Source organism: Micromonospora sp. NPDC048830, from assembly GCF_043198215.1.
In the GTDB taxonomy this organism is placed as follows: domain Bacteria; phylum Actinomycetota; class Actinomycetes; order Mycobacteriales; family Micromonosporaceae; genus Micromonospora.
The window spans coordinates 211,272-226,385 of record NZ_JBICUP010000005.1; the positions used below are offsets into that span (position 1 = coordinate 211,272).

General features: G+C 76.5%; 10 protein-coding genes. 3 read left to right on the plus strand and 7 right to left on the minus strand.

Features of this window, described 5'->3' with window-relative positions:
• Positions 1-267 precede the first annotated feature (267 nt).
• The 3 genes from ACGFIZ_RS07490 to ACGFIZ_RS07500 are packed head-to-tail and all read left to right on the plus strand — an operon-like array spanning position 268 to position 5,121.
• Positions 268-1,317: an AAA family ATPase gene (locus ACGFIZ_RS07490; RefSeq protein WP_393416778.1), complete on the plus strand. Its 1,050-nt coding sequence runs from the start codon at positions 268-270 to the stop codon at positions 1,315-1,317.
• 2 nt (positions 1,318-1,319) lie between these two features.
• The gene (locus ACGFIZ_RS07495; protein ID WP_393416872.1) at positions 1,320-2,618 is read left to right on the plus strand and encodes a DUF58 domain-containing protein; all 1,299 of its coding nucleotides are present in this window, start codon (positions 1,320-1,322) and stop codon (positions 2,616-2,618) included.
• Between the two features lie 40 nt (positions 2,619-2,658).
• Positions 2,659-5,121: a transglutaminaseTgpA domain-containing protein gene (locus ACGFIZ_RS07500; protein WP_393416780.1), complete on the plus strand. Its 2,463-nt coding sequence runs from the start codon at positions 2,659-2,661 to the stop codon at positions 5,119-5,121.
• A gap of 562 nt (positions 5,122-5,683) precedes the next feature.
• On the opposite strand, the gene ACGFIZ_RS07505 is transcribed toward ACGFIZ_RS07500, so the two are convergent.
• The 7 genes from ACGFIZ_RS07505 to ACGFIZ_RS07535 form a co-directional block, all read right to left on the minus strand.
• Positions 5,684-6,076: a DUF3040 domain-containing protein gene (locus ACGFIZ_RS07505; protein ID WP_347666235.1), complete on the minus strand. Its 393-nt coding sequence runs from the start codon at positions 6,074-6,076 to the stop codon at positions 5,684-5,686.
• A 116-nt stretch (positions 6,077-6,192) separates the two neighbouring features.
• On the minus strand, positions 6,193-7,452 hold the full coding sequence (locus ACGFIZ_RS07510) for a DNA polymerase IV (RefSeq protein ID WP_393416782.1): 1,260 nt from the start codon (positions 7,450-7,452) through the stop codon (positions 6,193-6,195).
• A 64-nt stretch (positions 7,453-7,516) separates the two neighbouring features.
• Positions 7,517-8,707 carry an alkaline phosphatase family protein gene (locus tag ACGFIZ_RS07515; protein ID WP_393416784.1) on the minus strand — a complete coding sequence of 397 codons (1,191 nt, stop codon included), beginning with the start codon at positions 8,705-8,707 and terminating at the stop codon, positions 7,517-7,519.
• Entirely contained in the window at positions 8,704-9,471 is a 768-nt protein-coding gene (locus ACGFIZ_RS07520; RefSeq protein WP_393416786.1) for a class I SAM-dependent methyltransferase, read from the minus strand. The genes ACGFIZ_RS07515 and ACGFIZ_RS07520 overlap by 4 nt, the downstream gene beginning before the upstream one ends.
• 59 nt (positions 9,472-9,530) lie before the next feature.
• The gene (locus tag ACGFIZ_RS07525; protein WP_393416788.1) at positions 9,531-9,701 is read right to left on the minus strand and encodes a hypothetical protein; all 171 of its coding nucleotides are present in this window, start codon (positions 9,699-9,701) and stop codon (positions 9,531-9,533) included.
• 91 nt (positions 9,702-9,792) lie between these two features.
• Complete coding sequence (locus ACGFIZ_RS07530; RefSeq protein WP_393416790.1) at positions 9,793-13,209, minus strand: error-prone DNA polymerase; 3,417 nt, start codon at positions 13,207-13,209, stop codon at positions 9,793-9,795.
• A gap of 96 nt (positions 13,210-13,305) precedes the next feature.
• The gene (locus tag ACGFIZ_RS07535; RefSeq protein WP_393416792.1) at positions 13,306-15,054 is read right to left on the minus strand and encodes a DNA polymerase Y family protein; all 1,749 of its coding nucleotides are present in this window, start codon (positions 15,052-15,054) and stop codon (positions 13,306-13,308) included.
• Between the last annotated feature and the right edge of the window lie 60 nt (positions 15,055-15,114).

The window sequence follows — 15,114 nt, forward strand, 5'->3', positions numbered from 1 at the left end:
CCGCCGCGCCGGCACGTCGCCCACCACCGCCAGGTGGGACGCCCGCCCGCCGTTCTCCCCCGTACCGCCCCGGCCCGGCTCCCCCGTCCGGCAGATATTCCGGGCGTAACCGACCGACTGCCTGCGCGGGTCGGCGGCACCGGCAAACATGGTTAGCCTGAGAGGCCAGTGAGAAATCTGCGGCAGACGAGGCTCTCCCGTCGCGAACCAAGGACGGGGCCAGGTGCTCTAGACAGAGCTGCCGTTACGGCGACGAGGAGGAGGCCCGTGACACAACAGACCTGGGACGAGGTGGGCGGTCTGCTGCCGCACGACGAGTTCCGCGCCGCCAGCGAGGCCATCGTGGCCAACATCGAGCAGGTCATCGAGGGCAAGACCGCGACCGTGCGCCTCGCTCTCGCCGTCCTGCTCGCCGAGGGCCACCTGCTCATCGAGGACGTCCCGGGGGTCGGCAAGACCAAGCTGGCCAAGGCACTGGCCCGGTCCATCGACTGTTCGGTGCGCCGCATCCAGTTCACCCCCGACCTGCTGCCCAGCGACGTCACCGGCGTCAGCGTCTACAACCAGGAGACGCACGACTTCGAGTTCCGCCCCGGCGCGGTCTTCGCCAACCTGGTGGTCGGCGACGAGATCAACCGGGCGTCGCCGAAGACCCAGTCCGCCCTGCTGGAGTGCATGGAGGAGCGGCAGGTCACGGTCGACGGGGTCACCTACCAGCTCCAGACGCCGTTCATGGTGATCGCCACCCAGAACCCGATCGAGATGGAGGGGACGTACCCGCTGCCGGAGGCGCAGCGCGACCGGTTCACCGCCCGGATCGCGATGGGCTACCCGGACGCCGGGGCCGAACTGGCCATGTTGGACGGGCACGGCGCGGCCGACCCGCTGCAGGAGCTGCAGCCGGTCTCCGACGCCGACGTGGTCCGCCGGCTGATCGCCACGGTCCGCGAGGTGCACGTCGCCGACGCGGTCAAGCAGTACGCCGTCGACCTGGTCACCGCCACCCGCGAGGCCCCCGACCTGCGGTTGGGCGCGTCCCCGCGGGCGACCCTGCAACTGCTGCGCACCGCCCGGGCGGTCGCCGCCCTGGAGGGGCGCGACTACGTCCTGCCCGACGACCTCCAGGTGCTCGCGGTGCCGGTGCTCGCCCACCGGATCATCCCGACCGCCGACGCCCAGCTCGCCCGGCGCACCACCGACGCGATCGTCTCCGACCTGGTGCACCGGCTGCCGCTGCCGCACGACCGCAAGCGCTCCCCCTACGACACCCGGCCCGACGACAACGGCCGCGCCCCGTACGAGCCGCGGAGGCGATGACCGTGCGCGACGGGCTCCGGGGCCTGACCACCCGCGGCCGCTCGTTCCTGGCGGCGGCGGTGGCCGCGGCCGTCTCCGCCGCCATCCTCGGCGAGAAGGACCTGCTGCGGGTGGCCGTGCTGCTCGCCGTCCTGCCGCTGCTCGCCGCCGCGTACGTCGGCCGCAGCCGGTACAAGCTGGCCTGCACCCGCTCGCTGGAGCCGCACCGGGTTCCGGTCGGGGCCAGCTCCCGGGTGGTGCTGCGGTTGCAGAACCTGTCCCGGCTGCCCACCGGCACCCTGCTGCTGGAGGATCGGCTGCCGTACGCGCTGGGCAGCCGGCCCCGGGTGGTGCTGGAGCGGCTCGGCGCGCACCAGGCCAGCTCGGTGGCGTACACGGTGCGCGCCGACGTGCGCGGCCGGTACGACGTCGGGCCGCTGGTGGTCCGGCTGACCGACCCGTTCGGGCTGTGCGAGCTGACCCGGGCCTTCCCGAGCGTCGACCACCTCACGGTGATCCCGCAGGTCACCCCCCTGCCATCGGTCCGGCTCCCCGGCGAGTACGCGGGCAGCGGCGACAGCCGGGCCCGTTCGGTGGCGGTGCACGGCGAGGACGACGCGGCGACCCGGGAGTACCGGGTGGGCGACGACCTGCGCCGGGTGCACTGGAAGTCCACGGCGCGCACCGGCGAGCTGATGGTCCGCCGCGAGGAGCAGCCCTGGGAGGCCCGGGCCACGGTGGTGCTGGACACCCGCGCGTACGGCCACCGCGGCGACGGCCCGACCGCCAGTTTCGAGTGGGCGGTCTGCGCGGCGGCGAGCATCGCCGTGCACCTGCGCCAGGCCGGGTACAAGCTGCGCCTGGTCACCGGGAACGGCGCCGACGTCGACGCGACCGAGGGCGCCGGGGACGGGCTGCTGCTCGACCACCTCGCCGAGGTGCGGCTGGACCCGCGTGGCGAGATCACCACGCTGGTCCAACGGGTCCGGCAGCGCGCCGACGGCGGCCTGATCATCGGCCTGTTCGGCACCCTGGGCACGGCCGAGGCGGAGCTGCTGGCCGGGCTGCGGGGCAACGGCGCGACCTGCGTCGGTTTCCTGCTGGACAGTTCCACCTGGCTGAACCTCCCGGCCCGGGCCCGCGCCGAGGCCGAGCACGCGCACGGCGCCGCCGCGCTCGCGCTGGTGCAGAACGGCTGGCGGGTGATCGGCGTGGAGCACGGCGCCCGACTGCCGGCGCTGTGGCCGCAGGCCGGCCGGGGCTCACAGGGGTTCGCCGTACGGGCGGCGCTGGCCGAGACCGTCGCGGGCGGCGTGAAATGAGCCGTGGCGGGCGGCGTGACGTGACCGGAAGGGTGGTCCCGTGACCGCGACACGCAACCTCGGGTTCGTGGCCGCCGCCTCGACCCTGTTGGCCGCGGCCCCGCTGTCGGCCATCTTCGAGCGCTGGACCTGGCTCGTGCAGGCCGCCATCGCGGTCGCGGTGATGGCCGGGGTGGCCGCGCTGACCCGGCTGGTCCGCGCGCCGCTGTGGGGGCAGGCGCTGGGCATGGTCGGCGGGCTGCTGCTCGCCCTGACCTGGCTCTTCCCGGGCGGCACCGAGCTCGTGCCGTTCCTGCCCAGCCCGAGCACGTTCACCCACTTCGGCGAGCTGCTCGGCGCGTCCGTGCAGGACATGCGCACCCAGACCGTCAAGGTCGACGACACCGACCCGCTGCTGTTCGTCGCCGTGCTCGGCGTCGCCGGGGTGGCCGTCGTGGTCGACGTCCTCGCCGTCGGGCTGCGTCGCCCGGCGCTGGCCGGACTGCCGATGCTCGCCATCTACTCGGTGCCGGTCGCGGTCTACGTCGACAGCGTCCCCGCCGTCCCGTTCGTGGTCGGCGCCGCCGGCTACCTCTGGCTGCTGGTCACCGACAACGTCGACCGGGTACGCCGGTTCGGCCGCCGGTTCACCGGCGACGGCCGGGACGTCGACGTGTGGGAATCGTCCCCGCTGGCCGCCGCCGGCCGCCGGCTGGCCGTGGTCGGGGTGGTGCTGGCCGTGGCCCTGCCGCTGGCCGTACCCGGGATGACCGGCGGCATGCTCGACGCGCTCGCCGGCGGGACGGGCAACGGCAACGGCCGCCCCGGCCAGGGCGGCAGCACGGGGCGGATCGACCTGTTCGCCGCGCTGAGCGGTCAGCTCACCCAGTCCGAGGTGACCGACTTCGTGCGGGTCACCACCACGGAGCAGGCCCCGTTCTACCTGCGCTTCGGCGTCGCGGACGAGCTGCGCTCGGACGGTTTCCGGGTGCGCAACCCGACCGGCCAGCCGGTGTCCCGGGGCCTGCCCCAGGCCAGGCCCCTGCCGGGCGTCGAGCAGCGGCAGTACCGGGCCACCGTGGAGGTCACGAAGAACCTCACCATGCGGCTGCTGCCGGTGTACGCCGAGCCGATCCGCACCGAGGGCCTCGACGGCAACTGGCTCTACGACCGGAACCTGCAGGTGGTGTTCTCCAACCGGGAGAGTTCCCGCAGCGCGCGCTACTCGTTCGACTACGTCCGGTCGACGTACACGCCGGACGTGCTGCGCGCGGCCCGGACGTTGCCGGCGGACCACCCACTGCGGGTCCAGCAGACGGACACCCCGCGGGTGGCCGAGGTGGACGCCCTGGTCGCCGACCTCGTCCGCGGCAGGCGCACCGACTACGACAAGGTGCGCGCCATCTACGACCACTTCTCCGCGGACAACGGCTTCACCTACAGCCTGACCACCAAGGGCGGCACGAGCGGCCAGGACATCGTCGACTTCCTCACCAACAAGGCCGGCTTCTGCCAGCAGTACGCCGCCGCGATGGCCTGGCTGGTCCGGGCCGCCGGCATCCCGGCCCGGGTGGCGTTCGGCTTCAGCAACGGCAGCGGCCCGACGGACGGCACGTACGTGCTGACCAACCGGAACCTGCACGCCTGGACGGAGGTCTACCTCGACGGGATGGGCTGGGTGCCCTTCGACGCCACCCCGGCGTACGGGGTGCAGGGCTCGACCCGGTCGGCGTGGGCCCCGGACACGGACGCGCCCGAGCCGTCCGCCCCCGAGCCGGGCAACCCGGCCACGGCGGGCGGGGCCGACCCGTCCGCCGGACCGGAGGGGCCGGACGTCGCCGACCGGGAGACCGACCAGGGCCTGGCCCTCGGGGGTGACACCCCGACCCGACAGGCCCCGACCTGGCCGTGGTGGAGCGCAGGGGTGCTGGCGCTGCTGCTCCTGCTGGCCGTGCCGGCCCTGCGGCGGGCCGCCCTGCGCCGCCGGCGCGGCTCCCGGGTGGCCCCTACCGCGCCGGCCATCGTGGACGGCGACGCCGGCCCGGCCGCTCCGGGGCGGGCGGTGGTCGTCGGGCCGGGCGCCGACCGGGCGCGGGCGGACGCGCACGCCGCCTGGGACGAGTTGCTCGACACGCTGGTGGACTACCGGGTCCGGGTGGACCGGACGGAGACGCCGAGGGCGACCGCGGAGCGCCTGGTCGCCGACGCGCTCACCGAGGACGCCGCCGCCGTCGCTGCGGTCCGGCTACTCGGCCGGGCCGAGGAGCGGGCCCGCTACGCCCGCGCCCCGCTCACCGGCGAGCGGCTGCACCCGGCTCTGCGCGACGTGCGCGCCGCGCTCGCCACGCGGGCTGGCCGGCGGACCCGGGTGCTGGCGGCCGTGCTGCCGCCGTCGGTGCTGCTGCGCTGGCGCGCGGCGGTCACCGACACGTCGTCGCGGGTGGTGGCCCGCACCAGCGACGTGCGGTACCGGCTGCTGCGCTGGGACCCGCGCCGGCTGCTGGCCGCCCGCACCGGCCGCTGATCCGGTCGCAAGGGCGGGGCGACCGGGAGGGATCCCGGGCGCCCCGCCCGCTCCACCTCAGGCGAAGGGGACACCGCCATGCCGGCGACACGGCGGTATCCGGGGCATGCGGACACCGCAATGTCGGCGACATGGCGGTATCCACGGCCTAGGACACCCCCATGTCGGCGACACGGCGATATGCGGGGCATGCGGACACCGCCGGCACGGCGGCGATCGGCGGGGAGGGCGTTGGCGCCGGGCGGCGCGGCAGGCGGGGCGCCGGACGGCGCGGCAGGCGGGGCGCCGGACGGCGCGGCAGGCGGGGCGCCGGACGGCGCGGCAGGCGGGGCGCCGGACGGCGCGGCAAAGGGCCCGCCGCCGGACGGCATGACAAGCCGGGCGGCGCGGCAAAGGGCCCGCCGCCGGACGGGCCGGGACAGACGTGGGCCCGCCAGGCGACGGGACCGGGGGCCAGCAGCGGGACCGAGGCGACCCCGGCAGGCGGGGGACCGGCGATCAGCAGCGGGACCGACGCTGTCCCGCCAGGCGACGGGAACCGGAGATCAGCGGCGGGGCCCGGTCAGCGGTGCCCCTCCGGGCGCTGCCGCCACCGCTCCTCCATGCGGTCGAGGAACGACGACCTGCGGCCCGACCGCCCGCGGGGGCGCCGGCTGGTCGTCCCGCCGACGACGTGCAGGTCGGGTGACTGCGCCCGGCGGTGCGACTGCACCGCGTACGCCGCCGAACCCAGCATGACCACGAAACCCGCCACCGCCAGCGGTGGCGTCTTGATCACCGCACCGTAGACCAGCAGGGCCAGCCCAACGATGATCGCGCCGGCAGCGACGAGCAGGCGACGCCGCGCGTGGAAACGCGGATCGCTGGCGCGCACGGCCGAGGCGAATTTGGGGTCCTCGGCAAGCGACCGCTCGATCTGCTCGAACAGCCGCTGCTCGTGCTCCGAGAGCGGCACGGCACTCCTCCCCGGTCACGCTTGGTCGGCCCGGACGGACCGACAGACCGTGACAGCCAACCGGCTGCTTACCGTCAAGTCTACGAGGGGGGTCGCGCGTCGGAAAGCGGGACGACCTACGGGCGGGGCGGATTTTCGTCTCGCTGCCCATCCCGACGGCCGAGCAGGCTCGCGGGACCTATGATGGACCGCCCGAATCGGGCCGCGGCGGCGTCCACGGCCGCCTCCGCCTCCCGCCAGCCGCGCTCGGGAGCGCCCAGCGTGAGCTGCTGCGGGGTCTCCCCCGTCGGGGCCAGCCCCTCCATCCGCACCCCGACCAGGCGGATCCGCTCGCCCGGATCCAGCGCGGTGTAGAGGGCCCACGCCGTGTCGAACATCTCCCGCGCCGTGTCGGTGGGGACACCGAGGGTGCGGGAGCGGCTGACGGTGCGGAAGTCGGCCATGCGCACCTTGATCGACACCGTCCGCCCCACCTGGCCGGCCCGGCGCAGCCGGACGCCGACCTTCTCGGCGAGGGCGAGCAGGGCCCGGCGGATCTCCAGCGGGTCGGCGACGTCGACGTCGAACGTCACCTCGGCGCCGATCGACTTCTCCGCGTGCTCCGGGGTGACCCGGCGCGGATCCACCCCCCGGGCCAGCGCGTGCAGGTGCCTGGCGGCGGCCTCCCCGAGCGCCTTGCGGAGCATGCCGAACGGCGCCTCGGCCACGTCGCCGACGGTCGCCAGGCCGAGACGGCGCAGCGTCTCGGCGGACCGGTCCCCCACCCCCCACAGCGCGGCGACCGGCAGCGGGTGCAGGAAGTCGAGGACACGGCCGGCGGGCACCACGAGCAGCCCGTCGGGCTTGGCGCGGGTGGACCCGAGCTTGGCCACGAACTTGCTCGGCGCGACCCCGACCGAGCAGGTCAGCCCCTGCTCCCGCGCGACCCGGGCGCGGATACGCCGCGCGATCTCGGCCGGGGGGCCGAACAGCCGGCGGGCGCCGGACACGTCGAGGAACGCCTCGTCGAGCGAGAGCGGCTCGACCAGCGGGGTGACGTCCCGGAAGATCCGCATCACCGCCCGGGAGGCGGCCGAGTACTCCGCGGGGTCGGTCGGCAGGAAGACCGCGTGCGGGCAGAGCGCCCGGGCCCGCGCGGTCGGCATGGCGCTGCGCACGCCGTACCGTCGGGCCTCGTAGCTGGCGGAGCTGACCACGCCGCGCGGGCCGACCCCGCCGACCACGACGGCCCGGCCGCGCAGCTCGGGGCGGCGGCGCACCTCGACCGAGGCGTAGAAGGCGTCCATGTCCACGTGCAGGATCGGCGAGCCGCTGTCGTCGGCGTCCGGCCCGAAGCGCGGGTCGCCACCGCGCGGCAACGACTGACTGCGGCCCATTCCCGCAGGTTAGTCGGCCGGTCCGACAGTCCCGCCGGGTGCCGGGCCGCTCGGGGTGGCGGGGTCAGCCGCGCACGACCAGCAGGGGGACGGTCATCTCGGCGGCCGTGTCGGCCCCGTGGTACGCGACCAGCTGCGACTCGATCGGCTTCTCGGAGCGGGTGGCGACCACGGCGGACGTGCCCCGGCAGACGACCACCACGTCGCCGACCCGGCACAGGTGCTCCTCCGGCACCGGGCCGAACCAGCCGGTGGCCACCGCCTCGTCCCGGTGCAGCACCCGGGCGGCGTCGCCGAGCACCGCCGACCAGGCGGCCACCACGTCGTCGGCGGCGCCGGGCGCGACGTGCAGGTAACGGACCCGCGGCTCGCCGGCGAGCACCCGCACCCCGGCCCGCAGCCGGGGGTCGGCGTCGAAGTCGAGCCGGTCCGCCTGCGGCACGTCGAGCTGGCCGTGGTCGGCGGTGACCAGCAGCGCGGCGTCCGGGGGCAGCCCGTCGACCAGCCGGGCGAGCAGCCCGTCCACCACGGCCGCGGCGAGCCGCCACGGGTCGGAGTCGACGCCGCTGAGGTGGCCGTGCCGGTCGAGGTCGGGGTGGTAGCCGGAGACCAGGGTCGGCCCGTCGCCGGCGGCGAGCGCCGCGAGCATCATGGCGGCCAGCGCGTCGGCGTCGACGGCGCCCCGGTAGTCGCCGCCCCGGTTGGCGGCCAGGGTCAGCCCGCTGCCGCCGTACTCGGGGCGGCTCACCACGGTCACCGCGACCCCGGCGGCCCGGGCCCGCTCCAGCTGGGTGGGGACGGGCTGCCAGCGCAGCGGGTCGGGGTCGCCGGCCCACTGGATGTGAGCGAGCACCCGGTCGGTGCCGGGCACCCGCACCTTGAAGCCCAGCACCCCGTGCGCGCCGGGCGCCGCGCCCGTGCCGAGGGTGACCAGGCTGGTCGGCGTGGTGGACGGGAACCCGGAGGTCAGCGGGCGGCCGACGGCCGCGGTCAGCCCGGCCAGCGTGGGGGCGTACGGGGCGGCGGTGGGGATCTGGTACCAGCCGAGCCCGTCGACGAGCAGCACGGCGATCCGCCGTACCCCGGCCAGCGCGGGGGCGAGCCGGAGCAGGTCGGCGGCACCGGGCACCCCGAGCACCGCCAGTGCGCTGGGCAGCACGTCGGCCAGGCTCCCGCCGCCGTAGCGCGGCGCGACCGGCGTCAACGGCCCCGGGAGCGCGCCCGGGCCGGCCGGGGGCGGGACGGGACCGGTCATGCCGGCCGGCGGGCGAACAGGTGCAGCTGGGCGGCGAGGTCCCGGTAGGGCGGCCGGGCGGCCAGGGCCAGTTCCAGCTCGACCAGCGCGGCCGGCTGGCCGTCCGCGACGGCGGCGGGGAGCAGGTCGGCGAGCACGCGTACCCCGTGGGTCTCCTCCACCACCAGGCCGGCGGCGGTGAGCAGGGCCGCCGCGCGGCCGGCGTCGTACCGCCGGCGCAGGGTGTCCCGGGGGCCGGCGGCGCCGGCCGGGTCGGCGGCCAGGGCGGCCGCCTGGTCCAGGTGGCCGTTCACCGCCCGGGCGAGCACGGCGGCGGCCTGCCCGGCGACCAGGACGCTCGCCGCGCCGCCCGGGCGCAGCGCCGCGGCCAGGGCGGCCACCACCGGCGCGGGGTCGTCCACCACCTCCAGCACGGAGTGGCAGAGCACCAGGTCGACGCCGGCCGGCTCGACCAGCCCGGCGAGCGCGTCCCCGTCGCCCTGCAGCGCGCGTACCCGGGCGGCGACGCCGGCCTCGGCGGCCCGGCGGGTCAGCGCGGCGAGCGCGTCGGGGCTGGCGTCGACCACGGTGACCCGGTGGCCGGCCTGGGCGAGGGGGACGGCGAAGCCGCCGGTGCCGCCGCCGACGTCGAGCACGGTCAGCTCGTCGCCGTCGCGGCGCTCCAGCTCGGTCCGCAGCACCGACCAGATGACGGCGGTGCGGGGGGTCAACGGCGGGCCGGCGAGCCGGCCTCGGGTCTGCTCCACCCCGTCGAGCCTAGTCACCCGGTCCAGTCGCCCGGCGGGTCCGGTGACCGGAAGGAAGCCGGACCCACCGGCGCTGGTCAGGACTCCCCGCCGCCCGCGGGGTCCTCCTCGGCGCGGGACCGGTGGCTGTTGGCCACCGGCCCGTCGGTCACCGGATACTCCCGGGCCTCCGGGTGCGCCGCCACCCAGTTCGCGCCGAGCCGGGTGCGTCGGGCGTTCGCCACACCGATGTGCGCGCCGTGTCCCATCACTGGTTCATTCCCCCTCGCCACGGGCGGGCCGCTCTGCCCGCCCCTCTCCATCTTTCCCGCACGCCCCACGGACGAGCAGTGACAATGATCACCGGAAGTCGCGGGAGGGCGGGCTGACCGGCGGCTCGATGGCGTCCAGCCGGTCGGCGGCGAGGTTGACCACCCCCTCGTGCCGCTCCAGCCGCCCCCGGACCACCAGGGCGGCGCTGGTCCGGGCCACCCGCCGGTACCGCTGCCACAGCCCCGGCGAACAGGTGACGTTGAGCATGCCGGTCTCGTCCTCCAGGTTGAGGAAGGTGACGCCGCCGGCGGTGCCCGGCCGCTGCCGGTGGGTGACGAGCCCGCCGACCCGGATCCGCCGACCCGGCTCCACCGCGCCGAGCCGGGCGATCGGCACCGCCCCGAGCGCGTCGAGCCGGTCGCGGAGGAACCGCACCGGGTGGCTCTCCGGGGACAGGCCGGTGGCCCAGACGTCGGCGACGAGGCGGTCCACCGCCTCCATGCCGGGCAGCATCGGCGCGGTCGCGCCGGTCACCGTCCCGGGCAACCGGTCCGGCCGGTCCTGGGCCGCCGCCCCGGCGGCCCAGAGGGCCTGCCGCCGGGTCAGCCCGAAGCAGGCGAAGGCGTCCGCGGTGGCCAGCGCCTCCAGCTGCGCGGCGGTGAGGCCGACCCGCCGGGCCAGGTCCGGCATGTCCCGGTACGGCCCGTACGCCGCCCGCTCGGCCTCGATCCGCTCGGCCACGCCCTCGCCGAGGGTACGCACGCCGCCCAGCCCGAGCCGGACCGCCGGCCCGCCCAGCCCCCAGGCGTGCGGCGGCTCGCCCGGCTCGCTGCCCCACCGGGTGGCCGGGGTCGACTCCAGCACCGCCCTGGCGCCGCTGGCGTTGACGTCCGGCCGGCGCACCTCGACGCCGTGCCGGCGGGCGTCGTCGACCAGGGTCTGCGGCGAGTAGAAGCCCATCGGCTGGGCGTTGAGCAGGGCCGCCAGGAACGGGCCCGGGTGGTAGCGCTTGAGCCAGGAGCTGGCGTACACCAGGTACGCGAAGCTCATCGCGTGGCTCTCCGGGAAGCCGTAGCTGGCGAACGCGGAGAGCTTGCGGTAGACGTCGTCGGCCAGCTCGCCGGTGATGCCCCGCTCGGCCATCCCCGCGTAGAGCCGGTCGGCGATCTGCGCCATCCGCTCCGCCGACCGCTTCGACCCCATCGCCCGGCGCAGCTGGTCGGCGCCGGCCGCGTCGAAGCCGGCCAGGTCGATGGCGAGCTGCATCAGCTGCTCCTGGAACAGCGGCACCCCGAGGGTCTTCTCCAGCGCGTTGCGCATCAACGGGTGCGGGAAGGTCACCGGCTCCTGGCCGCTCTTGCGCCGGATGTACGGGTGCACCGAGCCGCCCTGGATCGGGCCGGGCCGGATCAGCGCCACCTCGACCACCAGGTCGTAGAAGCAGTCGGGCTTGAGCCGGGGCAGGGTGGCCATCTGGGCGCGGCTCTCCACCTGGAACACCCCGACCGAGTCGGCCCGGCAGAGCATGTCGTAGACCTCGGGGTCGTCCAGGCCCATGTCGCCCAGGTCCAGGCTCATGCCGATCATGTCGTAGCCGTAGTGCAGGGCGGAGAGCATGCCGAGGCCGAGCAGGTCGAACTTGACCAGGCCGACGGCGGCGCAGTCGTCCTTGTCCCACTGGAGCACGCTGCGCCCGGGCATCCGCCCCCACTCCACCGGGCAGACCTCGATCACCGGGCGGTCGCAGATCACCATGCCGCCGGAGTGGATGCCCAGGTGCCGGGGGAACGTCTGCAGCTCGTTGGCGTACGCGACCACCTGCTCGGGGATGTCCTCGACGTCCACGGCCGCGACCGCACCCCAGCGGTCGATCTGCTTGCTCCAGGCGTCCTGCTGCCCCGGCGAGAAGCCGAACGCCCGGGCCACGTCCCGCACCGCCGACCGGGGCCGGTACGAGATGACGTTGGCGACCTGAGCGGTGTGCTCCCGGCCGTACCGGGCGTAGACGTGCTGGATGACCTCCTCCCGGCGGTCGGACTCGATGTCGACGTCGATGTCCGGCGGGCCGTCGCGTTCGGGGGCGAGGAAGCGCTCGAACAGCAGCCGGTGCCGGACGGCGTCCACGTTGGTGATCCGCAGCGCGTAGCAGACCGCCGAGTTCGCCGCCGAGCCCCGCCCCTGGCAGTAGATGTCCTGCTGCCGGCAGAACGCGACGATGTCGTACACCACCAGGAAGTAGCCGGGGAAGCCCAGCTCCTCGATCATCCGCAGCTCGTGGTCGAGCTGCGCGTACGCCTCCGGGTGCGCCTCGGGCGGCCCGTAGCGCTCCCGCGCGCCGTCCATGGTGAGCTCGCGCAGCCAGCTCATCTCGGTGTGCCCCGGCGGCACCGGGTACGCCGGCAGCTTCGGCGCCACCAGTTGCAGGTCGAACGCCAGCTCCGCGCCGAACTCGGCGGCCCGGGCCACCGCTCCCGGGTACGCGGCGAACCGGGCGGCCATCTCCGCGCCGCCGCGCAGGTGGGCGGTGGCGGCGGCGGGCAGCCAGCCGTCGATCTCGTCGAGGCTGCGCCGGGCCCGGACCGCGGCCAGCGTGGTGGCCAGCCGGCGCCGCCCCGGGGTGGCGTAGTGCACGTTGTTGGTGGCCACCGTGGGCAGCCCGGCGGCGGCGGCCAGCTCGGCGAGGGCGTCGTTGCGGTCGGCGTCGACCGGGTGCCCGTGGTCGGTCAGCTCCACCGCCACCGTCTCGGCGCCGAACAGGTCGGTCAGCCGGTCCAGCTCCCGGGCCGCCGCGTCCACCCCCTCGGTGAGCAGCGCGGCCGGCACGTGGCCCTTGCGGCAGCCGGTGAGGATCAGCACGTGGTCGCGCAGTTCCTCCGCGACCTCCTCCAGCCCGCCGTAGTCCGGGCGGCCCTTCTCGCCGCCGCGCAGCTGGGCGCGGGCGATGGTCCGGGCCAGCCGGGCGTACCCCTCGGGGCCGTGGGCCAGGGCGAGCAGGTGGGCGCCGCGCGGGTCGGGCTCGCCGCCCCGGGGAAGTGCTCCGCGTTTCCCCGGGGGCCCGGGCAGGCCCAGCGACAGCTCCGCGCCGACCACGGTGGGCAGCCCCAGCCCACGGGCCGCCTCGGCGAAGCGCACCACGCCGTAGAAACCGTCGTGGTCGGTGACGGCGAGCGCGGTGAGCCCCAGCCGGGCGGCCTCCTCGGCCAACTCCTCCGGGTGGCTGGCCCCGTCGAGGAAGCTGAAGTTGCTGTGCGTGTGCAGTTCCGCGTAGGGCACCGCGTCGTCGGGGCGGGACAGCTCGGGCGGCCGGTACGGCTCCCGCCGGTGCGCCCAGGCCGGGGCGTCGCCCCCGTCGCCGTCGACGGCGAGCGGGTCCACCACGTGCAGGTGCCGCCCGCCGCCGAAGCCGTCCCCGCCGTCCCCGGTCGAGCCGGGGCGGCCGTCGGCCCGCCCGGAGAGCACCCGTTCCAGCTCCCCCCACGGCAGCCTCGGATTGTGGAAGCTCACCGGGCACCGACTCCCGCTCCGCTGGAGATCTTGGTAGGTTTCGGCCCCTGGAGGGGTCGAAACCTACCAAGATCCGCGCAGGCCCGGACCGCGTGGTCAGTCATAGATGGCCTCCACCAGCCACTGACCGGCCTCGACCGCCAGCAGCAGGGCGGCGCCGTCGGCGAGGCAGACCTGGAACCGCGCCCGACGGCGCGCCTCGGCCGGCGCCCACCAGCGTTCGTCGACCGGCCACGGGCCGGCCCAGCCGACGATCTCCACGGGTCGGGCCGTACCGACGGCCAGCCGGACGGGTGGGGCGCTCACCTGAAGCCGCGCGCTGACCACGACCGGCTCGCCGGCGGCGTCGTGCACGGCCGCGGCGAGCGGGCTGGGTAGCACCACGGCAGGGGCGGGCGGCGGCAGCCGCCCCGGCCACGGTGGCATCGGCGCCGCCCGGCCCGACCGCGCCGCCCGGCCCGACCGCACCGGCCCGCCGGCCGGGCCGGCCGACAGGGTTGGCTCGCCGGGACGCGCCGGCAGGGGTGGCTCGCCGGGACGCGCCGGCAGAGGTGGCTCGCCGGGACGCGCCGGCAGAGGTGGCTCGCCGGGACGCGCCGGCAGAGGTGGCCCGCCGGGTCGCGCCGGCAGCCGCTCGTCGCCCCAGGGCACCAGCCGCACCTGGTCGGCCGGGGACCGCCCGCCGCCGAGTACCGCGGTGACCACCGCCTCGGGGCCGAGGATGCCCTGGACCCGGCTCAACGCCCGGTGCGCCCGCTCCCGTTCCTCGCCCGTCTCCCCCCACAGCCCGGGTTGCAGGCCGGCCCGGGCGAGCACCCCGTCGGGTACGAGCCGCAGCCGGATGATCCCGGACGTCGGGCGGGCCGGGCGGGCGTCGGAGCGGCCGGTGCCGCCGGAGAGCCAGCCGTCCAACTGCCAGCGCACCCGGTCGGCGATGGCCGCGGCGGTGAGCAGCCCGTCGTGCCGCCAGACCCGGTGCAGCTCCTGGCCGTGCGCGGTGACCGCCTCGATGCCGAGCCGGGTGCAGGCCAGCCCGTGCGCGGCCAGCCGCTCGTGCAGTCGTTCGGCCAGCGCGCGGGCGGCGAACGCGGCGGCGTCGACCCGGTCGATCGGCTCGTCGTGCTCGGCGGTCACCGCCAGGTCGGCCGGGGGCCGGCGGACGGCCAGCGCCCGGTGGTCCCGGCCGGCGGCGAGCCGGTGGGCCAGTGCCCCGTCGAAGCCGAACCGGGCCAGTACGTCCCCGGCCGGCAGCGCGGCGAAGTCCCCCAGGGTGCGTACGCCGAGCCGGCGCAGCAGGTCGGTCAGGGCCGGGCGGCCCAGCGCCTCCACCGGCAGGGCCGCCAGGAACGCCGGCGTGCCGCCGGGGGGCACCACCCGTCCCGCGCGGGCGGCCAGACCGGCGGCGAACACCCCGTCGGCGATGCCGGCCTGGCTCTCCACCGCGCAGTTCTGGGCGACGTGCTCGATGATCCGCTCGGCGGCGGCCTCCTCCCCGCCGAAGTAGCGGCTCGGGCCCCGGGCGGCCAGCGCGCAGGCGCCGGGACGGACCACCTCGACCCCGGCGGCCAGTTCCTCGACGGCGGCGACCACCGGCTCGAACGCCCGGGCGTCCCGCCCCGGATCGTGGTCGACGACGGTCAGCCGCGGGCAGCGCCCCTGCGCCTCCCGCTTGCGCAGGCCCCGGCGGACCCCCTCAGCGCGGGCCCGCTCGGAGCAGGCGACCACCCGGTTGGCGTGCAGCACGGCCACCGGACCGGTGGCGGGCACCCCCTCGACGATCTCGGCGGCGAGCACCGGCCAGTCCGGGCACCAGAGCAGCAGCGTGCGCACCGGTGCCCCGGTCACGCGGGACCGACCCGGGCGAGCCCGCCGATCGGGCCGGACCGGCCGGGGCGAGCGCGCCGG